The following is a 26311-nucleotide window of genomic DNA, read 5'->3' on the forward strand; positions in this document are numbered from 1 at the left end:
CTTTAAATACATATTTCGCTAAAAAAATAATCAAGTGGCTTGTTGTTCAGTATTTGTTGGTAGGTTTTTAACCGTAATTTTAGTACATTATCTTTCCGTCTTTGTTTCAGTAGAGTTGTTATGCACTTTGTAGAAGTTGCCATAAAAGTCCCTTTACAGCGTACCTTCGATTATAAAGTTGAACAGCTGCTGCACAGCCCTGAGTTAAAGCCAGGCATGCGCGTTCGCGTGCCATTTGGTAGTCAAAAAAAGGTTGCAGTGGTGTTGGCTCTAAAAACATCAACCGATGTTCCCGCTGACAAAATAAAGCCGATTATAGACGTAATAGACGACACGCCAGTTTTATCTGAGCAACATTTAGCGCTTCTGAAATTCACTGCACGCTACTACTGTTATCCATTGGGTGAAACCATTCATACGGCACTTCCGGCTGCATTAAGACAAGGCGAATGCCCTGATAAAACCAGCATTAACATGGTTGAGCTGACCGAAAAAGGTGCAAAGCTGCCGTCGCTAAAAGCAAAAACCCAGTTAAGTTTATTAAAGCAGCTAGCCGAATCGGGCAAATCATCGGTTACTGAATTAAAAGCTCTCGGATTTACAAAAAAAACCATCGATAGCCTGCTCGACAAACAACTGATCACTCAGTTTATCGAACATGATAACCAGTGGCAGCAACGCCCGCCGACGGTAGGTAGCAAACCTGTACTTAATAAAGAACAAGCTGTGGCGTGTACCAGCATTAATCAAGCTAACGGCTTTACCAGCTTTTTACTTGAAGGGGTTACCGGAAGTGGTAAAACCGAAGTGTATTTGCAATGCCTAGAAGAAGTACTTAAAAAGGGCAAACAAGCCCTAGTATTAGTGCCTGAAATTGGCTTAACACCACAAACGGTTAATCGTTTTCGTCGTCGCTTTCCTGATACACCGATTATGCTCTGGCACTCCGCACTGACAGATAACGAACGCTTACAAACTTGGCGTTTCTGTGAAAAAGGCAGCTGCGCCATAGTGATCGGCACACGTTCGAGTATTTTCTTACCTTTTTTATCACTTGGCATGATCATCGTTGATGAAGAGCACGACAGCTCGTTTAAGCAACAAGATACATTGCGCTATCATGCTAGAGATTTAGCCGCTTATAGGGCATACCAGCATAATATTGTGCTCGTTCTAGGCAGTGCCACACCAGCACTTGAGACCTTACATAAAGCAATTAATAACAAATATCAGCTGTTGAGCCTCACTGAACGGGCTCAAACCAGCACCGATAACCAGTTTCAATTAATGGATATGAAAGGTCAGCCAGAGCAAGCCGGAATTGCCCATGCTAGCCTTGCCTATATGCGTCAGCATTTAGAACGTGGTAAGCAAGTGATGGTGTTTTTAAACCGTCGCGGTTTTTCGCCTACCCTTATATGTCATGAGTGTGGTTGGCTAAGTGAGTGCTCACGTTGTAGCACCAGTGCAACCTTTCATAAAGCCATTGGCCAGATGATTTGTCACCACTGTGGTGAGCAACATCAGGTGCCTCATCAATGCCCCGATTGCGGCAGCACGCAGATTTTTCCAAATGGTAAAGGTACTGAGCAAATCGAAGAGTTTTTAACGCAAACCTTTCCTGATATTCCGATTAGTCGTATCGACCGAGATTCAACTCGTCGTAAAGGCAGCTTAGAAAAAGCCCTTGATGATATTAACCAAGGCGGTGCGCGTATCCTCGTTGGTACGCAAATGTTAGCAAAAGGCCACCACTTTGCTGATGTTAGCCTGGTTTTAATCTTAGATGTCGACAGCGGTTTATATTCGTGCGACTTTCGCGCTACCGAGCATTTAGCGCAACTTGTCACACAAGTGGCAGGCCGTGCTGGTCGAAGTGGTGAACCTGGGCAAGTATTACTGCAAACCCATTTTCCTGAGCATCCATTACTACAAGATTTAGTCAACAATGGCTATCAGGATTTTGCCCGCTATGCCCTGACAGAGCGCGAAGAGGCTCAGCTTCCACCCATTACCAATATGGCTATGGTGCGCGCCGAAGGACATAACATTAATCAAGTGGTCGATTTTTTAACTGATTTGGTTCCTGTCCAGAACGTATCTGGTATACAATTGCTCGGTCCGATACCTGCGCCACTGGAACGTGTGGCTGGTAAGTATCGCTTTCAATTACATATTCAGGCGCAGGAACGCTCCCACTTGCACCAATATTTAGCGCAAATGGTCGACTACATAAGCACCAGCAAATTAGCGCAAAAAGTGCGTTGGAGCCTAGACGTTGATCCGATAGATATGATTTAAAGGCCAATAAAAGAGTCATGGCACAACACGATTACATTAATAAAAAACCAGCAAATAGAAATAAAAAGCAGGCTCCGGCGAAAAAGCCATTTCCTATTATTCTAATTTTAATCGCGCTTATTTTAGTAGGCGGGTTTAGCTATGGCTTATGGTATATCAAACATAATGCTGACCCTGAACTTGTGGAACAACAAGCCAATCCTACTAAACAAGAAGAAACAGTTATTCCGCCACCTAAAACACCTGAATTTATCAAAGAGATTAAAGAGCACGAAGTTCAGGTTGAAGTAAAAGAGATTGAACAAAAGGGCCCGTATGTAATGCAATGCGGTTCTTTTAGAACCTTAGAGCAAGCACAAACATTAAAAGCTAAAATCGCTTTTGCCGGCTTGGTTGCCGAGGTAAAGAAAACCCAAGGCAGCAATGGTGTTTGGTATAAAGTGCGTTTAGGCCCTTACGAAACCAAACGTTTGGCCGAAAGTGATAAAAATAAACTTAAACGTATCAAAATAATGGGCTGCGGAATTTGGCTTTGGACTTGATTTTAGTTCATTCACCCATATAAACACCTCATCAATCGCTTTTTACGAGCGGCTTTGCCGCTCGATGATGAGGAATAATCATGACCACTATTGTAAGTGTACGCCGCGACGACAAGGTCGTAATTGGTGGCGACGGCCAAGTTTCACTTGGTAATACCGTAATGAAGGGCAACGCCCGCAAAGTTCGACGTCTTTATAATGGCAAAGTAATCGCTGGTTTCGCTGGCGGTACTGCTGATGCCTTCACCCTTTTCGAACGATTTGAAAGCAAACTAGAAATGCACCAAGGTAACCTGACTAAGGCAGCCGTTGAAATGGCCAAAGATTGGCGTAGTGACCGTGCACTTCGAAAACTCGAAGCACTCTTAGCAGTTGCAGACGAAACTGCGTCATTGATCATCACAGGTAACGGTGATGTTGTGCAGCCAGAAAATGACCTAATTGCGATTGGCAGTGGTGGTAACTTCGCACAATCAGCAGCCACAGCGCTTCTTGAAAACACCGACCTAAGTGCACGTGAAATTGTAGAGAAAAGCCTAACTATTGCCGGCAACATCTGCGTATTCACGAATAACTTCCAAACTATTGAAGAATTGTAATAGGAACTGCCATGTCTGAGATGACGCCAAGAGAAATCGTTCACGAGCTAGATCAACACATTATCGGCCAAGCTAAAGCTAAAAAAGCAGTTTCAATCGCGCTTCGTAATCGCTGGCGCCGTATGCAACTAAGCGACGAGCTACGCGCCGAAGTAACACCAAAAAACATTTTAATGATTGGTCCTACTGGTGTGGGTAAAACTGAAATTGCTCGCCGCCTTGCAAAACTTGCTAATGCGCCTTTCATTAAAGTTGAAGCAACCAAATTCACCGAAGTGGGCTATGTTGGTAAAGAAGTTGAAACTATCATCCGTGATTTAGTGGATATTTCAATTAAAATGACCCGCGAACAGCAAACTAAGAAGTTTAAGCACCGTGCTGAAGAAGCGGCAGAAGAGCGCATTTTAGATGCCCTACTACCACCAGCGCGCGACACCTTTGGTGAATCAAAAACTGAAGAAAACTCTTCGACTCGTCAATCTTTCCGTAAGAAATTACGTGAAGGCCAATTAGACGATAAAGAAATCGATATCGATGTTGCACAAGCTCAGCCTAATGTTGAGATCATGGCACCTCCTGGTATGGAAGAAATGACCAACCAGCTACAAAGCATGTTCCAAAACATGGGTGGCGACAAGCGCAGTAAGCGTAAGTTAAAAATTAAAGAAGCCTTCAAACTATTAGTTGAAGAAGAAGCTGCAAAACTTGTTAACCCTGAAGAGTTAAAAGAGCAAGCTATCTTCGCGGTAGAGCAAAACGGTATCGTGTTTATCGATGAGATCGATAAAATCTGTAAACGTGGTGAAGCGTCTGGCCCTGATGTTAGCCGCGAAGGTGTACAGCGCGACTTACTACCATTAATCGAAGGCTCAACAGTAAGCACTAAACACGGCATGGTTAAAACTGACCACATGTTGTTTATTGCATCTGGCGCATTCCAAATGGCTAAACCGTCAGACATGATCCCAGAGCTACAAGGTCGTTTACCAATCCGCGTTGAGCTTGAAGCACTAAGTGCTGATGACTTTAAACGTATCTTAACTGAGCCTCATGCTTCATTAACTGAGCAACAACGTGAGCTGTTAAAAACTGAGCAAGTTGAGGTTGAGTTTACCGATGATGCAATTGAGCGTATCGCGAAAGCGGCTTGGCAGGTAAATGAAAAAACCGAAAACATCGGTGCACGTCGCTTACACACAGTGATGGAAAAACTAATGGAAGAAATTTCATTTGATGCCTCAGAAAAAGCAGGTTCAACACTAACAATTGATGCCAATTACGTTGAACAGCATTTAGGTGCACTTGTTGAAGATGAAGACTTAAGTCGTTTCATTCTTTAATCAACAAATTAGCGTTATACTAAAAAGCCTCCAGTTGGAGGCTTTTTAGTTTATAAATCGTAGATTCGAGGCTCACATGAAAGAAGTCACTAAAGTGCATTATCACAGCGTTAGTAAAGTATTAGATGTTCATTTTGATGATCAGACTATTGCCCAATTTAGTGCTGAATTTCTGCGTGTTCACTCACCATCTGCTGAAGTACAAGGCCACGGTAATGAGCAGATGAAACTGGTGCTTGGCAAACAGCAAGTAGGAATTAGTAAAATTGAGCCGGTTGGCCATTATGCAATTCGACTGGTATTTAGCGATAATCATAATAGTGGCTTGTTTAGCTGGCATTACTTAGCTGATCTACAAGCAAATCATGATGCGCTTTGGCAACAATATCAAGCCAGAGTCACAGAGCACGAAGCCAACAAAGACAGCGTGCCAATTAAGTTTGTGCCTTAATACCAACCCGCAATAATACTTAATCATTTTGAGGGATTAAACCTGTCGCTAACTGCGTTAAAAATTTCTCATTTAGAACAACTAAATAACGAAATTTTTGCCTTGTTATCAACGAGGTTTTATTGCCTCAAAATAGTCTACTTAATTAAGCGGATTGGTATTAAAATCTTGTCGCGGCATACACTCCCAAGCAACAAAAAAGCGCGATGACGAAACCGTCACCGCGCTTTTGTTTAAATATAAAGTATCAAGTAATTATTAAACTTTAAACTTATCGATTGCCTGATAAAGCACACGCGCTTGCTCAGATACTTCTTCGCTGGTTTGTGCATTAGTTGCCGCGTGACCCGATGCCTCTTGAGCGATATCACGAATGCGTACCACGTTTTTATTGACCTCAGAAGCCACTTGGCTTTGTTCATCAATTGCTGTGGCTATGTGAGTACTCATATCCATAATGGTTTGTACATCTTCGGTAATTGAACGCAGTAACTCACCGGCTTTGCTTGCCTGCGCCGCGCTTTCGCCACCTTGTGTACGACATTGCTGCATAATACTCACCACTTCTCGTGTGCGACCTTGTAGGGTCGAAATAATGCTCTCAATCTCTTGTGTTGAGTCTTGGGTACGCTGGGCAAGTGAACGTACTTCATCAGCAACGACCGCAAAGCCACGACCTTGCTCACCAGCACGCGCTGCTTCAATAGCCGCATTGAGTGCCAGTAAGTTAGTTTGCTCTGCGATACCACGAATAACATCCAACACAGAGCCAATCGTTTCAGCGTCTTTTTCTAACTGCGACACCACACTTGATGCATTCCCGAGTGAATCTGATAGGTGATTAATTTGTACCACCGTCGATTCAACCTCCGAACGACCTTGCTGCGCACTTAAGTTAGTTGACTCAGCTTTTTTCGCAGCCGCTTCTGTGTTGTGAGAAATATCTTGAATCGTCGCCTGCATTTCAGTGGCAGCTGTAGCAACCATATCTGCTTCGTGAAGCTGCTCTTGCATACCTGAGCTTGTTGCTGCTGTCGTTTCAGATAAATGTTCTGTTGCCACGTTAAGAGTACTTAGCGCTGTATTTACCTCGTAAATCAGCTTTTTAAAATCACTGATCAAGCTATTAAAGTCGATCGTCATTGTGGTGATTTCGTCTTTACCTGATTGAGTAATCGACATACTTAAGTCGTTATTGCGACGAATTTCGTTAATCGTGTGGTATACACGTTCGATAGGCTGAATAATTGAGCGGCTAGTAAAGTAAACTAATAGCATCACTAAAATGCTCGCAATAATAAACACAAGAATGGCAATCAACTGCGCACTAGCAGCACTAGATTCTACAAACTCTTTAGTTTGTGTGGTCAGTTGGCTGACAATTGCATCACTAAGCTCAACACTGCGTTTCATCTCACCGAGTGCCCCTGACTCTAAATCAAGGCCCAAGGCAACTTGTGCATCAACTAAGGCTTTAAATTTACTCTGATAAGTCGCAAGCAAACTAAGCAATTGGTTTTCGTAATTTGCATCGAACCCTGCGTTTTTAATCTCTGATCTAAAGCTAGCAACTAAATCATCAAACTTGCCCATATACTTTAAATCAAAGCGCAGCATAAAGTCTTTTTCTGCACGGCGAAGCTGTAGCATTAAAGTTAGTAATTTATAGTTTTCGCGCTCACTTAATAATGTTTCTACTTGATGCACCGCACCACGTAAATCACCATAAAGTGCATCTTTCGGGTGTAGACCTATTTTCTTTTGTAGTACCACAACCTTATTGAAGTCGTCATAGTAAGTTTTTGCTAATCCTTTAAACTCATCAAGTTTAGTGCTATCCATATCAAGATCATCGACTAACTCATCTAGGCGAGCAATTTTGGTTTTTAACTGGGTATACTCATTTTCAAAAAGCTCAAGGCTCTCGACTTTTTTATAAAACAAAAAGTTTTTTTCATGCTTGCGCATGGCAAGCTCATGAATATCGAGTTCCTCTGCATTTTGAATTGTTTCATTGAGCTTAAGCATCATGCGTGACTCAAAAATAATTACACACAGCATTACAACCATTGCAAGGCCAACAACAAGCGCGTTTAACTGTAAACGACGTTTTATAGTTAAATTTTGTAATACATTCATTCAAAGTGCCCTATAGCAACATGCATTTCAAAGTATAGCTAAACTATTTGAAGCAGCTAATAAAAAGTAGCCTGAAAAGGCGATGCATTTTCCAATATAAGGAACCAACAAACAAACTGTATTTACTGTAAGTTAACTTTTTGCCATAAATGTTGGTGTAACTTATCTAATTTCTGCCACTGCTTTTTCCTTACCCATTCAACTAATGGCGCGGGATCACTCGGAAAGTTCAATCTTTTATTTTGTGGTGATTGCAACCAATCATCCATCGCATAGGGGTTAAGGTAACTCATAACATGGGCAGCTCCCATGCCTAGCAGCGTTTGTGCATTAATCCCCTGCTCAAACTGCTTGCCAAGCGGCTTGAGTAACAGTTTTTTACCTAACTGTAATGCCTCACTTGCAAGCTCAAACCCTGCATTACCAATCACACCACCAGCGTTGGCTAAATCGTTAAGAAACCCAACTCGTGACGGCGCTCGCAGATGAATATTACCGATTGAGCAATCTTGCGCATCGGGGTGATAGCAGTAAAACTCACGCTCAGGAAAGTCCTTTAAGTAGTCGACAACACTGTCTAGGTTCTCAAACGGTAAATAAACTAAGACTTTATTTTCAACCATCACAGGATTGTCATGGTGATGACTCGCGATGAAAGGAGGAATAATATTCTCAGCATAAGGTTGCCAATGAACACCGAGATAGACATTCGCAGGGGCATAATTACGGATCAACGCACGACGAAAGAAAGCTCGACCAAACATTGGCACTTTATCAGACAAAAATGCAGCCTGATGACTCATACCAATAACCGGAATACCTTGCTGTTTTGCTGCCCACGCTGTGATAGGTTCAAAGTCATTAAAAACCAAATCATAATGATGTAAATCTAAGCTTTTAATGTCTTTAATTAGCTGCAAAGGGCGTGCATTTTTTAATGTTCTTAAACTATCAACTTGTCCTGATTTACTGGTAAATGATAAACCTCTAAATGTTCTAAAGTCGGCAAAATCAGCCATATCAAAGTAATCTTGCTCTTTGCGCCCGGAAAATACGTAGTCAACATCGACCCCTAATGCTTTAAAGGTGGTTGCCATCACGCGAGCACGGGTTATGTGTCCGTTACCTGTTCCTTGTATACCGTACAAAATTCTCATATAGATTCCACCACCATGACTGCTAAAACTGCACAACTCGACCCCATACCTGCGCCAATAATTACATCAGCAGGGTAATGCACACCGATTACCACCCGAGATGCTGCTACACCCGATGCCCAAAGAAGCCAAAGCACAGTAAGCTCAGGGAAATACATGGTTAAAATAGTCGCTATAACAAATGCCCCAGCACTATGCCCCGACGGTAGGCTAAACTGATCACTTGGCACTAAATACGCACCTTGCACTAAACAGTCGCAAGGTCTTACCCGCGCAATTCGCTTTTTAGCTAAAAAGTAAATGGGTCGCTCAATTGCAAAGCCAACCAATATACTCATCGCAAGCTGCTGAAAATGAAGTTGTTCGGTAAACCACCAAAACCCAAGGAACAACACCACATAAAGTCCGCCATCACCGCTTTTTGATAAACCAAGCGCTGACTTTCTGAGCCAATTTGGCGAAGCGTCGTTAAACACACTTAAAAACAGCTGTTCATCCACTTTGGCCAATTTAGTAAGCATGTTGTTTGCCATGGTAAGCTCCTTGTCATACTTTGCGTCTAATTTTTATACTCATCTCAGCTTAGGCGGTAAAAATAACAATTAGGTGACGCTTTTGAGACACTAATGTTGCGATAACGAAATTCCTTTGATTTAAACGAATAAACCAGTATTAAGTCGTTGTTATTGAGTTGTATCAAGGTATACTGGGTACTAAACAGACAGTCTCTTTAGAGGATGAAAAAATGGATTACAGCACTTCTGATTTATGCGATCACTTTGCCGACGTGGTCGATGTGCTCGAGCCAATGTTTATCAATTTTGGTGGACGCCCAAGCTTTAGTGGCCGAGTGAAAACTGTTAAATGTTTTGAAAATAACGAGCTGATCCGCGATATCTTAACTACGGACGGAACCGATAGTGTGCTTTTGATCGATGGTGGTGGTTCAACCCGACGCGCACTAATAGATATTGAACTAGCAGAAATCGCCCTTGAGAATAACTGGCAAGGGATCATCGTTTACGGTGCTATTCGCCATGTTGACGAACTTGAAGAGCTAGATCTAGGCATTCAAGCAATTGCTTCTATTCCAGTTGCTGCAGACAGTGAAGGCGCAGGCGAAGATGGTATAGGCGTTAATTTTGCCGGTGTGTCTTTCTTTGATGGTGACTTTGTTTACGCCGATAGTACCGGCATTATATTATCTGCTGAAGAATTAGAGTTAGAAATAATAGAAGACTAATCTCAGTGATAAATCCCCTTAAAATTTATGATGAAGCGGCGGTAAAACATTTATGTGTCCGCCGCGCCAATGAACAAAAAGCATGGCAAGCTCTTGCTCTTCTTGATACACATGTAAACGCCTCTCAGGCTCTTATTGATGCCAAACAGTTTGGTATTCGTTACGTTTTAGTTGGCGTGTGTGAAGATATTGGGCCTCGTGCTAACCTAGGTAATGGCGGTGCACAGCAAGCATGGCTAGCTTTCTTAAAGCGCTTTTTGAATCAAACTCATAACCAATTTTTAAACCATGAGCGTGTATTGCTACTTGGTGAAGTTGCGCTTGATGATTTAAACCAACAAGCAGCTAACCTTGATAATAAAAACGACGCCGACTTAGCCAAACTACGTGAACTGTGTGGCGATATCGACACCCGTGTTGAGCAAGTACTGGCAATGATTTTTGCAGCTGGCCTTGAGCCAATTGTGATAGGTGGCGGACACAACAACTGCTTAGGTATATTACGTGCCCTTAGTAAGCAGCATGGCAAACCAGTAAACGCCATTAACTTAGACCCTCACGCTGATTTTAGAGACTGTGAAGGTCGCCATAGTGGTAATGGCTTTAGGTATGCCTACAGCGAAAATCATCTCGCTGATTATCATGTGATGGGTTTGCACGAATTTAAGAATAATCAAGAAATTATGAATGCGTTAACTCAAGCAAACTTCTCGTTTGATAGTTATCAAGACATTCAAGTTCGTCGCAATATAGACTTATCAACCGCATGTAAACAAGCACTTAATAAATTCGATAATGCCCCATTAGGCGTCGAAGTTGACTTAGACAGTATTTCGCTAATGCCAGTTAGCGCTTATACCAATTGCGGCTTTAGTGTGAGTGATGCAGAACACTTTGTGCATTTAGCAGCCAGCCAGACAACTGCTCGCTACCTTCATTTATGTGAAGGTGCACCATCACAACATCCTGTTAGTTTAGAAGCAGGCATGAACGATGCCGGCCAAATCATCACTGCCCTAGTGAATGCGTATTTGCAGGCAAGAGAGGCAAGTTAGAAAGATGCGAGAAACGAGATAACGACTGATTTTTGGGGAGGTCAGCTCGAAACAAGTTTCACACCTACCTGTAGCAGCGGCTTTATGCCGCCCCCCTTAAATTGGAAGCAAGTTAAATTGGAAGCAAGGTTCAAGATAAAACGCAATGTAACGAGTCAAACAGCTCGCTAACTTTCCCCTAGAAACTCGCTAGCTTCATTACTGATGCTCTAAATGCCATTGCTTTAACCATGACACCATACCTACACTACTAAGCGGGTAATTAAAATAATAACCTTGCGCTGCATAGGTGTTTAATGACTTAATAAAATTAAGTTGCTCTAAGGTTTCCACCCCTTCACAAATCACTTTAGCATTATTTTGGTTATGCATAGCCACCACCCCTGAAACGAGGCTACGTATTTGAGTTTGGTGAGCAAAATCTGCGGTAAGCGATGCTGCAACTTTAACATACTCAACATTCAAATTTGGTAGTTTAGATAGCCAAACAGGGGTATCACCTAATCCATCTACACACAGTTTAATACCAATGCTACTTAGCCTTGCAACCATGGCTTTACCTTGATCATCCAAGCTCATAAATAGATCAAGCGGGCATTCAATAATTAAAGCGCCGGGTTCTAAATGATGCTCGGTGGCAATACGGTCTACAAATTCAATAAACTCTTCATGCAGCATCTCAGGACCAAACACATTAATACTGAGTGGCAGCTGCATGCCTTCCATACGTAATGCCATAGCAAGCTCTGCTGCTCGCTCAATCACATAAGCAGCAACCGGATAGCTAAGGCCTGCAACACGTATATCATCAATAAACTTGTTAGCTGCTAAGATCCCTTGTTTTGGATGCTGCCAGCGTAACAATAATTCTAAAAACTCTATCTTGTTGTCACTATTACGAACCACTGGTTGAAAATACAACTCAAGCTCACTAGCAAAATCTAGGTGCGCCAGCTCACGTAGCCTTGCTTGCTGCTCTAGCTGCTCAATCATCATTTGTGGATGATATGGCACGATAGCCCGATCTGGGTTTGAATCAAGTGCAAGGTTAGCGAAAGAAATAAGGTTTTCAAAACTGTATTCAGGCTCGTTACAGCTAACGTAGCTAGCTCGCACTTTCACCTCAATAGTGCAATTTGCCACATTGAAGGGTTTTAAGGTCACTTGTTTTATTTGACTTATAAGTTGCTCATGCAAATGCTTTTGCTCCTCAAGAGAGCAAATGAAGGCAAAATTTAATCCACCTAAGTGAGCAAGCTTTTCTATATTGCCAGCGCCACTACTAATATTAAGCACTGCATCATTGTCTAATTGCTGTTTAATACGAGTAGCAGACTGAGCAAGTAATAAATCTCCAAAGTCCCGACCTATATGCTGGTTAACACTTTCAAATCCCTCTAAACGCAGCATAACAAGGGCACAGTTATGCGAGTGTTCTTCAACCCAGCTAGCAAAGCTACGTCGTAAATCACTGCGATCTGGCAAACCTGTTAGTGGAGTACTGTCTATTTCATCATGGTAAGGAGTATCAACTATGACTTCTTCACTTTCTTCTGGTTCTTCAAAGTTAAAAAAGCCAGACACAGATAAAACAATAACTGAAATCACTAGCCAATACGCGGAAGTTTCGAGCAATAAGTGGGCAGAATACATAACTGTAAACGTAATCGCCGCAGCGACAGTAAAAATAATCGCTAACCAGTTATTTGTTCGAAAAGCTTGCCATAAATGAAAGCAAAGACTCATTGCTAATAAAATGATTAACCAAGGAATAGCGGAGCTGAGGATTGCCAACCCCAGCACACCATTAACAACTAAACTGAGTCTAAGTATTGGATGACGAGTGACACACAACGCACAAATCATTGCCATAAAAACGCAGCCAGCTAAAAACACTGGCACTGCATCACTACTTAAATTTACGAGCCCTACACCGTTACTCGCTAAACTGGCAATCAATGACATCTAATCCAAAAATACGTAAAAATAACTTCTAACTAAGTCTACCCAAAATCCACAGATTTAACAGTTTATTTACGCCGAATTGGTAACTTAATTGCGCAGGGTGGGATATTTGCCAGTGAGCAATATCAGCGCGTGCCCCCACTTTTAATACACCTCGATCATCAAGACCCAAGGCTTTGGCGGCATTACGTGTTACACCTGCAAGCGCTTGCTCTGGTGTCATACGAAAAAGAGTACAGGCCATATTCATCATTAAATGCAATGAACACAATGGTGACGTTCCTGGGTTGAAGTCGGTTGATATAGCAATAGGCACCTGATACTGCTGAAGTAATTCAATTGGTGGGTATTTTGTTTCGCGTAAGAAATAAAATGCCCCCGGTAACAGCACTGCCGCAGTGCCTGCTTTGGCCATTGCTTGAATGCCTGCTTCATCTAAATGTTCAATATGGTCGGCTGATAAGCCATTAAATTCAGCAACAAGCTCTGCACCATGTTGATTAGATAACTGCTCAGCATGCAACTTAACGGGTAAGTTGTGCTTTTTAGCCGCTTCAAATACACGGCGAGTTTGCTCGTTACTAAAACCGACATTTTCACAAAATGCATCAACCGCATCAGCTAACTCAGCTTCAACAACACGGTCAAGCATCTCACCGCAAACCAAATCAATGTACTCATCACTACGGCCTTTATATTCAGGCGGTAATGCGTGAGCACCTAAAAATGTGGTTTTAACATCAATCGGGTGATTTTCACCGAGTAAACGAGCCACTTCGAGTAGTTTAATTTCGTTTTCGCAATCAAGACCATAGCCAGATTTGATCTCTACCGTAGTCACGCCTTCTGCGTATAACGCATTTAAGCGCTCTTTCGCACTGACAAATAAGGTTTCGTGGTCTGCTGCGCGCGTTGCTCGTACTGTACTTGCAATACCGCCGCCATTAGCAGCAATTTGCTCATAACTGACACCTTGCAAGCGTTGCTCGAACTCTTCAGCGCGGCTACCGGCAAACACTAAGTGAGTGTGGCAATCAATTAATCCCGGTGTTAACCATTGCCCTTTAGCTGAGATAGTCGGTGTTGCTAATGCATCAAAGTTTGGTAAGTCAGCTTGCGAACCTAACCAAGCAATTTTACCTTCTTTTAATGCGATCGCTGCATTTTCTATAGCACCGTAAGGCGCATCAACTTGAGGATCCATAGTGGCAATATTGGCATCTGTGATCACTAAATCCCAGTGCATTTGGCTATCGTTCGTTGTATGCATTTTTCACCTATACTTATATCTGCTGCGAGCTTTAAAGCGCCTAATCAAATTAGCTTAAAGTTTAACAACTCATCTTGTATATACAAGAAAATTATGCCACCTTGTAACACACTGTTAACTTACCTGTGCACTTTCATAATGAGCGTCCCTAAATTTGCGCAAATAAAAGAATATATTTTGGAAAACATTCGATCGGGTCAATGGCAAGAAAATAGCCGCGTGCCCTCAGAAAACGAATTAACCAGCCAGTTTCAGGTTAGCCGCATGACGGCCAGACGCGCGTTATCTGAACTTACAGACGCCGGTATACTAACTCGTAGTCAAGGCCAAGGGACTTTTGTAGCAAGCTTTAAGTCACAATCATCATTGCTCGAAATTAAAAACATCGCTGATGAAGTTAAAGCTCGTAACAGTGATTACAGCTGTACAATTTTAGTGATGGAATCAATACGTGCAATTGCCCCTATTGCAATTGCATTGGGCGTTGATGTAGACAGTCACGTTTATCGTAGCGTCATCGTTCACAACGAGAACGAGCAACCTCTGCAAGTAGAAGAGCGCTTTGTGAACCCGGCTCTGGCAAAAGATTACTTACAACAAGATTTCCACAGCCTAACCCCCCATGAGTATTTATCAACCAGTGCGCCATTAACTGAGGCCAGACATACGGTTGAGGCGATTATGCCTAACCAAGAAATGTGCGAATGGCTTAATCTCTACAATGAAGAGCCTTGTTTGCAAGTGATCCGCCGAACGTGGTCAGCAAATGGCATTGTAAGCTTTGCACGCTTAGTCTCACCAGGTAGTAAATACAGACTCGGCGGTCACTTAACCTTTAAAAAGTAATTAAATTGGCAATTGATAGTGAAAGTTCAGCGCCTCAATAGCCGAACCATCAATGATACGTTCGCCAGCTTCATGACTTGTAAAGGTGGGTGGTTGATTACCCAGTTCAGAGCATTTTTGCTGGTAGTAGTCCGCTTTTGTTGGATGCGCTGGGTTAACAACGTTATAAATGCTATTGGCGTTAGACCAGTTTTCAAGCACTGAAAAAATCGCCGCTATTACATCTTGCTGTTGTACCATGTTCACCACTTGCTGACTTGAGCTAGTAAGCTCTTTTCCTGCAACAAACTTACCTGGGTCGCGTTCGGGGCCTACAAGTCCCGCTAAGCGCAATGCCTTGCCACCCGCATTTAGCACTAATTGCTCCGCATCGTATAATGTTTGTTGGCGTGCTGATTGGCAGTTAATTTCTGTGCTTTCGTCGTAACAACCATTGTCAGTTGGGTAAACACCTGTCGAAGAACATAAAATAAAGCCTTTAAAATTTAGGTGTTTGGCAAGTTCAAGCCCAGCTTGTAATGTATCTAAATAATTACTTTCTGAGCTGCGGCTACGCGGTGGAATTGCACACACCCACCATGCTCCTTCAAGTGATACGTCATGCTTAAGTACACCATCTTCAAGTGCAAACTGACGCTGAAAGTCATGTTCGTGATCGCGACTACGGTGTGTCCCCTGCACCTGCCACGCCAATCCCTTTGCCTTAAGACAAAGAGCTTGCCCCAACCAACCTGCACCTAGCACCACCATTTTATTATCATTCACAACCATTTAGTAACTTACCCTATGTATTTTGTAATATTTTATTAATAACTACCGTTTTGCAAAGTAGCGATTTAAGCGCAAATATGATTAGATAGATAACTCTAACCGATAATAAAAATACGTGCACCTATGTTAAACAATCTCTCTTTACGTAAAAAAATATTACTGCTGATTGGCGGGACGATTAGTGTACTACTGATCATCGCGTCTAGTTTCTTTGTTAATCATATTGCTGACCTATCTCGCAAAGCGATTCAACGCGAAGCTGATAGCTACTTACAAAGCGAACGACTATCAATGCAAGGTTACTTTGCTAAATACGGTAAAGTTGTTGAAACCTTCGTAACAAATCCGCATTTAGTAAACTGGTTTGACAACTGGACTAAACGTGATCAAAGCCTTGATAACCAACCAGGATACGACAACGTTAATCAAGATTTTGTTCGTATCAGTGGTAACGATGACAACATTCTATCGGCCTTCTTTGCATCAGCAACAACAGGCGAATACTTTAAAGAAAACGAGCGAACCACCCACTACAATGGCCAGCCTTATTACGCTTATAAACGTGGTTGGTGGCAAGATGCTTTAAAGATCAACAAACTTTATGTTGGCCCTATTTCTGTAGATTTAACCACAGGTAATGCCTCAGCGGTTGTGCAACAGCCAGTTTATAATAAACAAAACAAACTTGTTGGTTTTGGTGGGGTTGATTTACAGCTCAACAATATCAACGACATGGTTGAGGCCATTCGCTTTAATGGCCAAGGTTTTGGCTTTTTACTAGATGGCAATCAAAAGGTTGTTCACTTCTCTGAGCGTACTGGCCATAAATTATCTGTGACTGACGAAGGCCCTAATGGCAAAGAAGGCTTAGATGCCCTCGAAAAACAATTTAGCGACACATCAGGCTTTAGCGAATTAAACCGCGCGATGAAAAGCCAAAAAGATGGTAGCAGCTATGTCACATTTAAAGGTGAGCAATATTACGTTGTATACAATCGCCTTGAACTAGAAAGTCCATATCTTGATTGGTATGTCGGGATTTTGATCCCAACTAGCATGATTGATGAGCCAGTTAACGATGCGGTGATGACAACCACTACATCATTAATCATCATCCTTGCGATTATCATTGCGATGATCTTTTGGGCCACGCAAATGATCACCAAACCTCTTACAAAACTGACTTACATCATGCGTGATATCGCATCAGGCGATGGCGATTTAACACAAAAAATTGAAATTCATAGTCAGGACGAAGTTGGCCAGCTTGCTCATCATATGAACACCTTCATCGATAAATTACGTGCAATGATGCTCAACACAGCCGCGCAAGCAGAGCAGCTGAGCCAAGCAGCTAGTCAGCTGAAAATTGTATCGCAAAAAACCAATGATGAAATTCAGCAAGAAAAACAACAGGTTGATAGTGTAAGTGCCGCTGTTACTGAAATGGCATCTACAGTACTCGAAATTTCACGTAATGCGCAGCATACCAATAATGCAGCCGAAGAAGTGCAAGCCATTACAGTCGATGGCACTAAGCGCTCTACACAAGCTCAGTCAGTAATGACTGCGCTTGCAAGCCACATCGGCGAAGCATCTAAAGTAGTTGCAGGTCTTGAACAAGAAAGTGGCAACATTGGCGCTGTGATCGACGTAATCAACTCAATTGCAGAGCAAACTAACTTACTAGCACTTAATGCAGCAATTGAAGCGGCACGAGCCGGTGAGCAAGGGCGAGGCTTTGCAGTTGTGGCTGACGAAGTTCGTTCACTAGCAAGCAGAACGCAAGAGTCAACGGATGATATTCGAAATATGATCAGTCGCTTACAGCAAATTGCTCAACAAGCATCAACTATGATGCAACAGGGTCAAGAACGTGCTGAAGGCTCCGTTGAGCAAACGCAAATTGTATTGCAAGCACTGCAAGATATCGCGCAATCAGTGACAAATGTACAAGATCAGAGTCATCAAATTGCGACTTCAACAGAACAGCAAACTGTGGTTGCAGAAGATATTAATAATAGCCTGGCGGCTATTAACCACCTTGTTAATAGCACTGCGGATCATGCTCATGAATTGGCAGATGAAGCACGTGATTTAAATGAATTGGCAGCGTCTTTAAATAAGACAGTAAATCAGTTTAAGTTATAAAGATAAATTGCCGAAGTTATTAAAAACCCGATGTCACCTGAAGATGACATCGGGTTTTTATCGTCAGCCTTCCCTGTTAATCGTGGCGCAACCGCTTTCGCGTGTTCCATAAATTCATGCCACTGTTGCTTATTCCATAAAGCAACTCCTTTGTCGGTCAATCCTTGTGTTGGTTGCGTTTGTACTTGTTCCATATAGTCACCTCCTTACGCTAGCTTCATCCTGTTTGGCTCCAAGCCTGAGCTTATCCCTTGCTGTCATCTCCGTTCACTTTATCCATAAAGCGTTGCCATTGTGCGCTACTCCATAACGCTTTGTTACTTCCTTGCTGTCCTTTTTGCTGTGCTACATTGTCCATACTGTAAACTCCTTGCGGTTTATCGTCCTTTACTCCTACAGCTGCTCCTTGCTGTGTTCCCTGACTCATCCTTGCTGATTAATGAGGTAATTATCGCTTAGCGATGATATACACAGCATGAATCAAACCTGGAATGTACCCTAATAAGGTTAAAAGAATATTAATCCAGAACTGCGCACCTAAACCTACCTGTAAAAATACGCCAAGAGGTGGAATTAAAACCGATAAAATAATACGTATTAAATCCATGACTCACTCCTTGAAATCTATTAGCCCAGCCAAAGCTGGGCTAATTTAGGCTTGCTGTTATTCAGCAACAATCGTTAATTCATCGATTACTTTGCGAACGTCTTCAGCGTTTTCAGCGATACTGATTGCTAATTGCTTTTCAGCATCAGACTCAACGGTACCTTTAAGTGTTACTACACCGTTATCGGTATCAACATCGATGTCTGTACCACCTACTTCTGAGTTAAATAAATAACGTGTTGTGATTACAGTACTGATTTTCGCATCTGTTAAATCGCTTTCAGTTGAATCAGCTTTATCTGCTTTCATTTTCTTAGCCTTCATGTTTTTAACAACCGTTAGTTTGTTATCAACAGAGCTAACGCCATCTAGGCTAAGAACAAGCTCTTCAGCAAGCTCTTTATCTAATTCACTATCAACTTTACCTGTAAGTACAACCTTGCCATTCGTTACATCAGTGTTGATGTCAAAGTTGTTAAGGTTTGTGTTCATAAGAAGCACAGTTTCTGCCTTACCATCAATCCAAGCATCTTTACTTTCATTTTCCCAACTGCTTGCCTGAGCTGACATACTTGCTGTTGCACCAATTACTAAAGCGGCAATCATAGATTTGTTAAAAGTGTTCATAATCTTCTCCTTTTGATTTAAGACACTTTTACTAATGCGACTATGATGCCAACTATTTATTTGTTTAATTTCAATACCTTAAACCCTCATTCAGCGACTATTTATATTCAATTCGGTAAAGATTTACAGGCTGCTCGGTAAGAAGTTCACTATGTTGCAAAAATAACCATTTAGTTGCTGATTTTATTAATCTGTGGTTAATTTAACTAAGTAACGTTGACACTACAAAACACAACATATTGATTTATAATAAAATAAAATTTGGCCTAAGCTTTGCTTTATTACAAATAACATAAAAATCACTTTGATAATCACAACAGGGAACTACCATGGCCGTTAAACTTGAAGATCGCCCAATCGATCAAGTAAGAGAAGAAGTAATTGATCAACTCATTTATAACTACAGTCATGCTGTTATTTCAGCTGAAGCATTTGAACGCCGTTTAGACCAAGCAATGGAAGCCACCAGCAACGAAGTACTCGTTGAACTTGTTGCTGACTTAGAGCTAAAAGCTGATATTGACTACAAATCGCAAAAGCATGCGCAATTTAAACCTCATTATGGCCACAGCAGCGATAACGAAAGTCTGCAGCTTCGTAGCATTTTGGGTTCAAATGAGCGCAGCGGCCAGTGGGTAGTGCCAAAAGAAATTCACCTTACAAACTGCTTAGGTTCAATTGAGCTCGATTTTAGCGAAGCGATTTTCCAGCACCAACATGTCACTATTTACGTGAACTGTATTTTAGGTAACGACGAAATCTATGTGCCAGAACATGTCAATGTGGTATCAAAGCTGTTCAGCGTTATTGGCAGTGTAGAGAACAGATCAGTCGCCTTAAATAAAGGCCAAGGCCCAACCATCACCATTGAAGGTAATGTATGGCTAGGCTCAGTCGAGATTTCAGTTAAACGTACCATGAAAGAAAAGTTCATCAGCTTTGCCAACAGTCTAAAAGCCAGTTGGAAAGAGATGAATAAGATGTAGTAAAAGTTGCGAGTTGCGATTATGTTAATGTAGGTCGTCATTTATGGCGACAAGATATTGCATACGTTTCACCAATGACGCGCTAAAGCACGACCTACTAGAATGCGCGCGAAATAAATTTCACGCCTACATCGAAGATCTAATCGCACAAAGAGGGTAAGAGGCGCTTCGCTTAAGAGAAAACTCAGTTCTCTTCCTCTATGCTCTCTGTGTCCTCTGTGGTTAGAAAAAGATCTTTAATTCACAAAGAGGACAAGAGGCGCTGCGCTTTAGAGAAAACAAAAAACACAATTATCACTTCCTCATTCTCTTCTCTTTGTGCATATATTTTTCTCGACCTTCTAGTGCTCGGCTAAAAGCTGACTGCTCTAGCTACAAGTCATTATTCCTTTCACTCGGTATATCACTGAAATACTCTACAAACTCAACTTCAAAACCTGCGGGATCGATAAAATATACATTTTTACGATACGGGTTTTCTGGACCCTGTTTATCTATTTCATAACCAGCGTCAACCAAGCGTTCAATTACGGCATTAATATCGTTTGTCACATAAGCAAAATGAGCAAGGCCCACTTGGTGCCCTGCTAAATCACGGTTTTCGTCTTCACCGTTATCGCTCAGTGCAAGATATTGGTAATCATCACCAAAGTGCAGCCATTTGCGCGGCTTGCCTGACCATGTGCTATCACCTTGGCTACGCACCCGCCAATGTGGGAATGCGGCTTTATAAAAGTGCAGCATGGCATCAACATTACTAACAACAAGGTTTACGTGCTCTAAATACATGGTAGTTTTCCTTTTTATTTTTAAACTGCCATCAAGATAAAACCTCAAGTTAAGTTCAGGTAAAGCACTTTTTCAAATAAAAAAGCCCCACAAACGTGAGGCTTTAAAAATTGAGTAGTTATTGATGAATCAGCTACCAGCAACCTGCATTTGTTCAATCAATACAGAGCCGGTTTGAATACCGCCACGGCGCTCGATATCGCCACCTAAACCGACTACCGCTTTAAACATATCTTTTAAGTTACCAGCAATTGTGATTTCACTGACTGGGTATTGGATTTCGCCATTCTCAACCCAGAAACCCGCCGCGCCACGTGAGTAATCACCCGTTACAGTGTTCACACCTTGACCCATAAGCTCGGTTACTAGTAAACCTGTGCCCATAGTTTTTAAGAGTGCTTTTAAGTCAGCATGAGTTTGCTCAACTAACCAGTTATGAATACCACCAGCATGACCCGTTGGTGTCATAGACAGTTTACGTGCAGCGTAGCTTGCTAATAGATATGTTTGAAGCTCACCACCTTGAATAATTTCACGGTCGATAGTTTTTAACCCTTCCGAGTCGAATGGTGAAGACGCTAAGCCTTTTAATAAATGTGGACGCTCAGAAATATTTACACAATCACTAAATACTTTTGTGCCTAAGCTATCAAGCAAAAAGCTCGATTTACGGTAAAGCGCGCCGCCACCAATCGCAGACACTAAATGACCGAATAGTGAGTTGGCAATATCTGCTCTGAAGATAACTGGCACTTTCATGGTACCTAGCTTTTGACTATTCAGCTTAGCCAATGTTTCTGTTGCCGCTTCGAGGCCTACTTTTGCAGCATCGTTTAAATCATCTTTATGTCGCGCTACGGTATAAGCAGAATCGCGCTGCATTTGCTCACCATCTTTACCAATCACCATGGTGCTAATGCTATGACGCGTGCGCGGGTAACCTGCAATCATGCCATGGCTGTTGCCATAAACACGCAAACCTTGGTGAGAAGAAAAACTCGCACCGTCTGAATTTACAATACGCTCATCGGCATTTAGTGCCGCCTGCTCTGCTTGATGGCAAAGCTCAATACCTTGCTCTGGGCTTACTTCCCACGGGTGATACAGATCTAAATCAAGTGGTGCGAATTCAAGCAGTTCTTTATCTGCGATACCATTGTATGGATCATCTGAAGTGAATTTAGCAATATCAATGGCTTTTTCGACCACTGTACGTAATGTTTTAGGGTTTAAATCAGCCGTTGAAGCAGAGCCTTTGTTATTCCCCACATAAACACTAATACCTAAGCCACCGTCTTGGTTAAACTCTATTGTTTCAACTTCGCCCATGCGCGTACTAACAGACAAACCTGACGTGCTCGACATCGCCGCTTCTGCAGCAGTAGCACCCAACTTTTTTGCATGCTCAAGTACTTCGCTTACCGCGTCTTTCACTTCAGAAATGTGTTGATAAATAGGATCTTTCATCTTGTGTGTCCTAGGTTCTGATATTTTTTATAGTGTAGCGAATGCTAACACACTGCGAGACGTGCATCAGCTAATATTAATCATTAACTAAATGACGTATAATAGCGAATAGTTAAGTTTACTGAATGAGCATCCTTATGGCGAAGAAGAAAAAGCCACTTATCGAAGAAGAAATTATTTACGTATCAAAAAGCGAGTTAAAACGTGAAGCCATGCAATATCATGGTTTGGGTGCTGAAATCGCGAAAATGCCGAAAAAGCAACGCGATCGCTTACCACTCAATCACGATTTAAAAGAAGCCCTTGTTGTTTCTGATAAAGTAAGTGATAAGAGCGATGCTTACCGTCGTAACTTAAACTATATCGCAAAAGTATTACGTACTACTGAAAACGTTGATGAAATCCAAGCGATGATCGATATTATGCTCAACAAAAACAACCAAGCGGATGTTTTGATGAACAAAATCGAAACGCTACGTGATGATTTAATCAAACAAGGTGACGATCTGATCAATTCAACAATTGATCAATACCCTTCTCTTGAGCGCCAAAAAATGCGCCAGTTAGTACGCAGCGCCGCAAAAGAAGTAAAAGCTGAAAAGCCAGCCAAAGCGTACAAAGAGTTATTCCAGTATCTTAAAGATGCGATTATGGTTTAATTTGTATACAGAAAGCCGCTTAATGATAGTTTTGCGGCTTTTTAATAATCATTTCGGCGCTAAAACACCTTCTACAACCCCGTAGGAACGGCTTTAGCCGTGAAGAATTTACCTATAAATAGATACAATCCCAAAAAGGGTAATCACGCACACTTTTAACAATTCCGGCCCTCAATGGGTTTGCGATGATGTACCTCGATACTCCAAGCAAATGTTCTTCGTTCCTTATTAAAGAATCATAATATCCAGGCTGCCAAATTTTTCGTTTAGAGCATGTTTGCTTGTTTATGAGATATGAACTCTTCCCTTTGACCTCTTGAATCAATCGAGCTAAAGGTACTTTATCTTGTAATTGAAATAACCAGTGTAGGTGATCAGGCATTACCACAAAACAGATAGTTTTAGCTTTAATTTCTTCTATAGCCCTTAGAGTGTTAATTAAAGCTCGTGCATTATTAAAGTCAGAGAAATAACATTTTCTATCAAGCGTTGAAGTGGTAACAGAGTAATAATGAAATGGGATTGATACCCTATGCTTTCTTAGATTTTGATAATGTGCGGTCATCCATAACCCTCCATTTATTATCTTAAATCTAGACAAAGACGTATAAGAATCAAGTTAAACCCTCGTATGAACCGCTTTAGCCGTGAACATCACGAACAAAAAAATCACCTGAACATTCCGGCGTTAATACACCTCCTAAAATCCCGTAGGAACGGCTTTAGCCGTGAACATCACGCACAACAATCATCTATCATTTCGGCGTTAAAACACCTCCTACAACCCCGTAGGAACGGCTTTAGCCGTGAACATCACGCACAACAATCATCTATCATTCCAGCGTTAATACACCTCCTACAACCCCGTAGAAACGGCTTTAGCCGTGAACATCACGTACAAAGATCGCCTGAATATTTCGGCGTTAAAACACCTCCTACAATCCCGTAGGAACGGCTTTAGCCGTGAACATCACGCATAAAAATTATCTATAATTTCGGCGTTAAAACGCCTCCTACGTCAAAGCTTTCTGCTCCTAAAACAAAAAAGCTCTGAGCGTTCACTCAGAGCCTTTTTAAATCGATAATCAATTACCAGATTTTTACGCGATCTTCTGGTTTGATATACATCTTGTCGCCTTCTTTCACATCAAACGCTTGATAGAATTCTGGCATGTTTGAAAGAATACCGATTACACGGTAGTGGCTTGGTGAATGAGGGTCTGTCATTAGGCGGTTACGTAACTCTTCGTCACGGTATTTACGACGCCAAATTTGTGACCATCCCATGAAGAAACGTTGATCACCCGTGTAACCATCAATCACAGGCGCTTTTTCATCACCAAGTGATAATTGGTAAGCAGTATAGGCAACTGTTAAGCCGCCTAAGTCACCAATATTTTCACCTAATGTTAGCTCACCATTTACGCTAGCATCTTCAAATGGCTTATATTCATTATACTGAGCAACTAGCTGACCTGTGCGCTCTTCAAACTGTTTAAGGTCTGATTCGCTCCACCAGTTACGTAAGTTTCCGTCACCATCGTATTTCGCACCTTGGTCATCAAAACCGTGACCAAGTTCGTGGCCGATTACCGCACCGATTGCACCGTAGTTAACAGCGTCATCGGCTTCAAGGTTAAAGAATGGCGGTTGTAAGATAGCCGCAGGGAATACGATTTCGTTGTTCACTGGGTTGTAGTAAGCGTTTACTGTTTGTGGTGTCATGTGCCACTCAGAGCGATCAACTGGCTTACCTAGTTTAGCAATCATATCGGCATACTCCCATTCGCTGTGGCGAATGTAATTACCGACTAAATCATCGCTTTTAACTTCAAGTGCTGAGTAGTCTTTCCATTTATCTGGGTAACCGATTTTTGGCGTGAACTTATCAAGCTTTTCTTTTGCAGCGATTTTTGTTTCTGGGCTCATCCACTCAAGGTTTTCAATCGCAACTGCGTAACCTCTAATTACGTTATCAACTAACTCTTCCATACGCGCTTTCGCTTCAGGTGGGAAGTTATCTTTAACGTATACTTTACCAAGCATTTCACCTAATACACCGTTTGATGCATCAACTGCTTTTTTCCAAAGCGGAGATTGCTCAGTCACACCACGAAGCGTTGTGCTGTAAAAATCAAAGTTAAGATCTACAAGCTCTTTATCTAATAGTGCAGCGTAGTTGCTCACAAAGTGGAACTTAAGGTAATTCTGCCAAGTTGCTAAGTCTGTATCCTTGTAGATACCTGCAAATTTTTCTAGGTAACTAGGTTGGCGAATGATTACCTCTTCAGTTTTAATACCTGACGCATCAAGGTAAGCTGCAAAGTCAAAGTCGCCAGTAAGTTTGTTAGCATCTGCAACGCTCATCTTGTTGTAAGATTTAGTAGCATCACGACTTTCAACACGGCTCCACTGCGCATCAGCAATGCTTGTTTCAAGATCAATAATAGCTTTAGCCGCAGATTCTGCATCTGCTACACCCGCTTTACTTAAGATAGCTGTAACGTATGCTTGGTAAGCTTCACGAATTTTTGTGAATTTTTCATCGTCTTTTAGATAATAATCACGATCTGGTAAACCTAAACCAGACTGATAAACATACATCGCGTATTCGCTCGAGTTTTTTGCATCATTATTGACATAATAACCAAATGGTAAGCTACCACCTTTAATGCGAAGTTCAGCCATTAAAGCAACAAGCTCAGGCTTGCTCTTTACTGCATCAACGCTTGCAAGTACTGGCGTTAATGGTTTGATACCAGCCGCTTCACGGCCTGCTTCATCCATATAGCTGTTATAGAACGCCGCTAACTTAGCTTCATCTGACCCCGGTTTAACATTAGTGTTTGCCGCTGCCTTTTCTAGCACTTCTTTCATCGCTTTTTGCGAATCATCGTAAAGCTGAGTGAATGAACCATAGTTTGATTTATCACCCGGAATTTCTGTTTTTTCTAACCATTCGCCGTTTACGTGATAGTAAAAGTCATCTTGTGCGCGAACAGACTTGTCCATGTTCGCCAGTTCAATACCTGAATTTAAAGGTGCTTTTGCTTCAGTGACGGCCGCAGTTGCTGGTGCTTTAGTTTCTTGTTCTTTTTCACCACAACCAACAAGACCGAGGGCTAGTGCAATACTTGCCGCGGTAAGTGTTACTTTTTTCATGGGAGTCCCGTACTAATTATTTTTTGATGTATTTATCGAAAAACTAGCAAACCTAATTAATCATTAGTTTTTCGCTTTCTCCATAATAAACCTCTCAAGCAAAACAATAAAACCGAATATGTAACAATTCTTATCAAAAAAAGATAAGCGGCATATCTGAGCGGTGAGGGGGGAAAAAGCGATA

24 protein-coding genes are annotated in these 26311 nt (G+C 41.9%); 11 read left to right on the top strand and 13 right to left on the bottom strand.

Features of this window, described 5'->3' with window-relative positions:
* Nucleotides 1–120: 120 nt before the first annotated feature.
* The 5 genes from priA to E5N72_RS00365 all read left to right on the top strand — a co-directional run bounded on the left by priA (nt 121) and on the right by E5N72_RS00365 (nt 5233).
* Entirely contained in the window at nt 121–2301 is a 2181-nt protein-coding gene (gene priA / locus E5N72_RS00345) for a primosomal protein N' (protein ID WP_135922751.1), read from the top strand.
* 17 nt (nt 2302–2318) lie between these two features.
* Nucleotides 2319–2843: an SPOR domain-containing protein gene (locus E5N72_RS00350; RefSeq protein WP_135922752.1), complete on the top strand. Its 525-nt coding sequence runs from the start codon at nt 2319–2321 to the stop codon at nt 2841–2843.
* An 80-nt stretch (nt 2844–2923) separates the two neighbouring features.
* Entirely contained in the window at nt 2924–3442 is a 519-nt protein-coding gene (gene hslV, locus E5N72_RS00355; protein WP_008115012.1) for an ATP-dependent protease subunit HslV, read from the top strand.
* Nucleotides 3443–3453: 11 nt separating this feature from the next.
* The gene (hslU, locus tag E5N72_RS00360) at nt 3454–4782 is read left to right on the top strand and encodes an HslU--HslV peptidase ATPase subunit (protein WP_135922753.1); all 1329 of its coding nucleotides are present in this window, start codon (nt 3454–3456) and stop codon (nt 4780–4782) included.
* Between the two features lie 76 nt (nt 4783–4858).
* A complete protein-coding gene (locus tag E5N72_RS00365; RefSeq protein WP_135922754.1) occupies nt 4859–5233 on the top strand; it encodes a gamma-butyrobetaine hydroxylase-like domain-containing protein in 375 nt (124 codons plus the stop codon).
* 258 nt (nt 5234–5491) lie between these two features.
* On the opposite strand, the gene E5N72_RS00375 is transcribed toward E5N72_RS00365, so the two are convergent.
* The 3 genes from E5N72_RS00375 to E5N72_RS00385 form a co-directional block, all read right to left on the bottom strand.
* Nucleotides 5492–7372 (bottom strand): HAMP domain-containing methyl-accepting chemotaxis protein, encoded by a 1881-nt coding sequence (locus E5N72_RS00375; RefSeq protein WP_135922755.1) that lies wholly within the window; start codon nt 7370–7372, stop codon nt 5492–5494.
* A gap of 122 nt (nt 7373–7494) precedes the next feature.
* Nucleotides 7495–8529: an MJ1255/VC2487 family glycosyltransferase gene (locus tag E5N72_RS00380; RefSeq protein ID WP_135922756.1), complete on the bottom strand. Its 1035-nt coding sequence runs from the start codon at nt 8527–8529 to the stop codon at nt 7495–7497.
* Nucleotides 8526–9062 (bottom strand): phosphatase PAP2 family protein, encoded by a 537-nt coding sequence (locus E5N72_RS00385; protein ID WP_235403923.1) that lies wholly within the window; start codon nt 9060–9062, stop codon nt 8526–8528. The genes E5N72_RS00380 and E5N72_RS00385 overlap by 4 nt, the downstream gene beginning before the upstream one ends.
* 212 nt (nt 9063–9274) lie before the next feature.
* Between E5N72_RS00385 and rraA the strand changes: the two genes are divergently transcribed.
* Together rraA and E5N72_RS00395 are read left to right on the top strand one after the other, a co-directional pair.
* The gene (gene rraA / locus E5N72_RS00390; RefSeq protein ID WP_135922757.1) at nt 9275–9772 is read left to right on the top strand and encodes a ribonuclease E activity regulator RraA; all 498 of its coding nucleotides are present in this window, start codon (nt 9275–9277) and stop codon (nt 9770–9772) included.
* 5 nt (nt 9773–9777) lie between these two features.
* Entirely contained in the window at nt 9778–10827 is a 1050-nt protein-coding gene (locus E5N72_RS00395) for a formimidoylglutamase (RefSeq protein ID WP_135922758.1), read from the top strand.
* A gap of 198 nt (nt 10828–11025) precedes the next feature.
* Here E5N72_RS00395 and E5N72_RS00400 read toward each other — a convergent pair whose 3' ends face one another.
* Entirely contained in the window at nt 11026–12699 is a 1674-nt protein-coding gene (locus E5N72_RS00400) for an EAL domain-containing protein (protein ID WP_205994313.1), read from the bottom strand.
* Nucleotides 12700–12820: 121 nt separating this feature from the next.
* The gene (gene hutI, locus E5N72_RS00405) at nt 12821–14062 is read right to left on the bottom strand and encodes an imidazolonepropionase (RefSeq protein WP_135922760.1); all 1242 of its coding nucleotides are present in this window, start codon (nt 14060–14062) and stop codon (nt 12821–12823) included.
* A 138-nt stretch (nt 14063–14200) separates the two neighbouring features.
* Here hutI and hutC point away from each other — a divergent pair, with 138 nt between their 5' ends.
* Nucleotides 14201–14908, top strand: coding sequence for a histidine utilization repressor (gene hutC / locus E5N72_RS00410; RefSeq protein WP_135922761.1), 708 nt, complete (start codon nt 14201–14203; stop codon nt 14906–14908).
* Here the strand turns inward: hutC and E5N72_RS00415 are convergent, their stop codons facing one another.
* On the bottom strand, nt 14909–15679 hold the full coding sequence (locus E5N72_RS00415; protein ID WP_135922762.1) for an NADP-binding protein: 771 nt from the start codon (nt 15677–15679) through the stop codon (nt 14909–14911).
* Nucleotides 15680–15802: 123 nt separating this feature from the next.
* Between E5N72_RS00415 and E5N72_RS00420 the strand changes: the two genes are divergently transcribed.
* Nucleotides 15803–17830, top strand: coding sequence for a methyl-accepting chemotaxis protein (locus E5N72_RS00420; protein WP_135922763.1), 2028 nt, complete (start codon nt 15803–15805; stop codon nt 17828–17830).
* Here the strand turns inward: E5N72_RS00420 and E5N72_RS00425 are convergent.
* The 3 genes from E5N72_RS00425 to E5N72_RS00435 all read right to left on the bottom strand — a co-directional run bounded on the left by E5N72_RS00425 (nt 17815) and on the right by E5N72_RS00435 (nt 19064).
* Nucleotides 17815–18024, bottom strand: a complete 210-nt coding sequence (locus tag E5N72_RS00425) for a hypothetical protein (RefSeq protein WP_135922764.1) — start codon at nt 18022–18024, stop codon at nt 17815–17817. The genes E5N72_RS00420 and E5N72_RS00425 overlap by 16 nt on opposite strands.
* Before the next feature lie 254 nt (nt 18025–18278).
* Nucleotides 18279–18437 (bottom strand): YqaE/Pmp3 family membrane protein, encoded by a 159-nt coding sequence (locus E5N72_RS00430; RefSeq protein ID WP_064971745.1) that lies wholly within the window; start codon nt 18435–18437, stop codon nt 18279–18281.
* Between the two features lie 57 nt (nt 18438–18494).
* Complete coding sequence (locus E5N72_RS00435) at nt 18495–19064, bottom strand: BON domain-containing protein (protein ID WP_135922765.1); 570 nt, start codon at nt 19062–19064, stop codon at nt 18495–18497.
* Nucleotides 19065–19393: 329 nt separating this feature from the next.
* Here E5N72_RS00435 and E5N72_RS00440 point away from each other — a divergent pair, with 329 nt between their 5' ends.
* The gene (locus tag E5N72_RS00440) at nt 19394–20050 is read left to right on the top strand and encodes a LiaF domain-containing protein (RefSeq protein WP_135922766.1); all 657 of its coding nucleotides are present in this window, start codon (nt 19394–19396) and stop codon (nt 20048–20050) included.
* Nucleotides 20051–20422: 372 nt separating this feature from the next.
* Here E5N72_RS00440 and E5N72_RS00445 read toward each other — a convergent pair whose 3' ends face one another.
* Together E5N72_RS00445 and pmbA are read right to left on the bottom strand one after the other, a co-directional pair.
* Nucleotides 20423–20839: a VOC family protein gene (locus E5N72_RS00445; RefSeq protein WP_135922767.1), complete on the bottom strand. Its 417-nt coding sequence runs from the start codon at nt 20837–20839 to the stop codon at nt 20423–20425.
* A gap of 129 nt (nt 20840–20968) precedes the next feature.
* Nucleotides 20969–22306 carry a metalloprotease PmbA gene (pmbA, locus tag E5N72_RS00450; RefSeq protein WP_135922768.1) on the bottom strand — a complete coding sequence of 446 codons (1338 nt, stop codon included), beginning with the start codon at nt 22304–22306 and terminating at the stop codon, nt 20969–20971.
* 137 nt (nt 22307–22443) lie between these two features.
* Between pmbA and yjgA the strand changes: the two genes are divergently transcribed.
* Nucleotides 22444–22965 (top strand): ribosome biogenesis factor YjgA, encoded by a 522-nt coding sequence (gene yjgA, locus E5N72_RS00455; protein WP_135922769.1) that lies wholly within the window; start codon nt 22444–22446, stop codon nt 22963–22965.
* Nucleotides 22966–23077: 112 nt separating this feature from the next.
* Here the strand turns inward: yjgA and E5N72_RS00460 are convergent, their stop codons facing one another.
* Nucleotides 23078–23530 (bottom strand): transposase, encoded by a 453-nt coding sequence (locus tag E5N72_RS00460; RefSeq protein WP_135922770.1) that lies wholly within the window; start codon nt 23528–23530, stop codon nt 23078–23080.
* 524 nt (nt 23531–24054) lie between these two features.
* Nucleotides 24055–26127, bottom strand: a complete 2073-nt coding sequence (locus E5N72_RS00465) for a M13-type metalloendopeptidase (RefSeq protein ID WP_135922771.1) — start codon at nt 26125–26127, stop codon at nt 24055–24057.
* Nucleotides 26128–26311 lie beyond the last annotated feature (184 nt).

The sequence above is a fragment of the Pseudoalteromonas sp. MEBiC 03607 genome, assembly GCF_004792295.1.
Lineage (GTDB): Bacteria > Pseudomonadota > Gammaproteobacteria > Enterobacterales > Alteromonadaceae > Pseudoalteromonas > Pseudoalteromonas lipolytica_C.

What these genes read in the sequence shown, in the direction of transcription:
- yjgA (WP_135922769.1), top strand. Translation starts at nt 22,444, where the DNA reads ATGGCGAAGAAGAAAAAGCCACTTATCGAAGAAGAAATTATTTACGTA.
- E5N72_RS00350 (WP_135922752.1), top strand. Translation starts at nt 2,319, where the DNA reads ATGGCACAACACGATTACATTAATAAAAAACCAGCAAATAGAAATAAA.
- E5N72_RS00465 (WP_135922771.1), bottom strand. Translation starts at nt 26,127, where the DNA reads ATGAAAAAAGTAACACTTACCGCGGCAAGTATTGCACTAGCCCTCGGT.
- hutI (WP_135922760.1), bottom strand. Translation starts at nt 14,062, where the DNA reads ATGCATACAACGAACGATAGCCAAATGCACTGGGATTTAGTGATCACA.
- E5N72_RS00380 (WP_135922756.1), bottom strand. Translation starts at nt 8,529, where the DNA reads ATGAGAATTTTGTACGGTATACAAGGAACAGGTAACGGACACATAACC.
- rraA (WP_135922757.1), top strand. Translation starts at nt 9,275, where the DNA reads ATGGATTACAGCACTTCTGATTTATGCGATCACTTTGCCGACGTGGTC.
- E5N72_RS00400 (WP_205994313.1), bottom strand. Translation starts at nt 12,699, where the DNA reads ATGGCAATGATTTGTGCGTTGTGTGTCACTCGTCATCCAATACTTAGA.
- E5N72_RS00415 (WP_135922762.1), bottom strand. Translation starts at nt 15,679, where the DNA reads ATGGTTGTGAATGATAATAAAATGGTGGTGCTAGGTGCAGGTTGGTTG.
- E5N72_RS00440 (WP_135922766.1), top strand. Translation starts at nt 19,394, where the DNA reads ATGGCCGTTAAACTTGAAGATCGCCCAATCGATCAAGTAAGAGAAGAA.
- E5N72_RS00435 (WP_135922765.1), bottom strand. Translation starts at nt 19,064, where the DNA reads ATGAACACTTTTAACAAATCTATGATTGCCGCTTTAGTAATTGGTGCA.
- E5N72_RS00425 (WP_135922764.1), bottom strand. Translation starts at nt 18,024, where the DNA reads ATGGAACAAGTACAAACGCAACCAACACAAGGATTGACCGACAAAGGA.
- E5N72_RS00365 (WP_135922754.1), top strand. Translation starts at nt 4,859, where the DNA reads ATGAAAGAAGTCACTAAAGTGCATTATCACAGCGTTAGTAAAGTATTA.
- E5N72_RS00420 (WP_135922763.1), top strand. Translation starts at nt 15,803, where the DNA reads ATGTTAAACAATCTCTCTTTACGTAAAAAAATATTACTGCTGATTGGC.
- E5N72_RS00460 (WP_135922770.1), bottom strand. Translation starts at nt 23,530, where the DNA reads ATGACCGCACATTATCAAAATCTAAGAAAGCATAGGGTATCAATCCCA.
- E5N72_RS00430 (WP_064971745.1), bottom strand. Translation starts at nt 18,437, where the DNA reads ATGGATTTAATACGTATTATTTTATCGGTTTTAATTCCACCTCTTGGC.
- E5N72_RS00375 (WP_135922755.1), bottom strand. Translation starts at nt 7,372, where the DNA reads ATGAATGTATTACAAAATTTAACTATAAAACGTCGTTTACAGTTAAAC.
- pmbA (WP_135922768.1), bottom strand. Translation starts at nt 22,306, where the DNA reads ATGAAAGATCCTATTTATCAACACATTTCTGAAGTGAAAGACGCGGTA.
- E5N72_RS00445 (WP_135922767.1), bottom strand. Translation starts at nt 20,839, where the DNA reads ATGTATTTAGAGCACGTAAACCTTGTTGTTAGTAATGTTGATGCCATG.
- E5N72_RS00385 (WP_235403923.1), bottom strand. Translation starts at nt 9,062, where the DNA reads ATGGCAAACAACATGCTTACTAAATTGGCCAAAGTGGATGAACAGCTG.
- hslU (WP_135922753.1), top strand. Translation starts at nt 3,454, where the DNA reads ATGTCTGAGATGACGCCAAGAGAAATCGTTCACGAGCTAGATCAACAC.
- priA (WP_135922751.1), top strand. Translation starts at nt 121, where the DNA reads ATGCACTTTGTAGAAGTTGCCATAAAAGTCCCTTTACAGCGTACCTTC.
- hutC (WP_135922761.1), top strand. Translation starts at nt 14,201, where the DNA reads ATGAGCGTCCCTAAATTTGCGCAAATAAAAGAATATATTTTGGAAAAC.
- hslV (WP_008115012.1), top strand. Translation starts at nt 2,924, where the DNA reads ATGACCACTATTGTAAGTGTACGCCGCGACGACAAGGTCGTAATTGGT.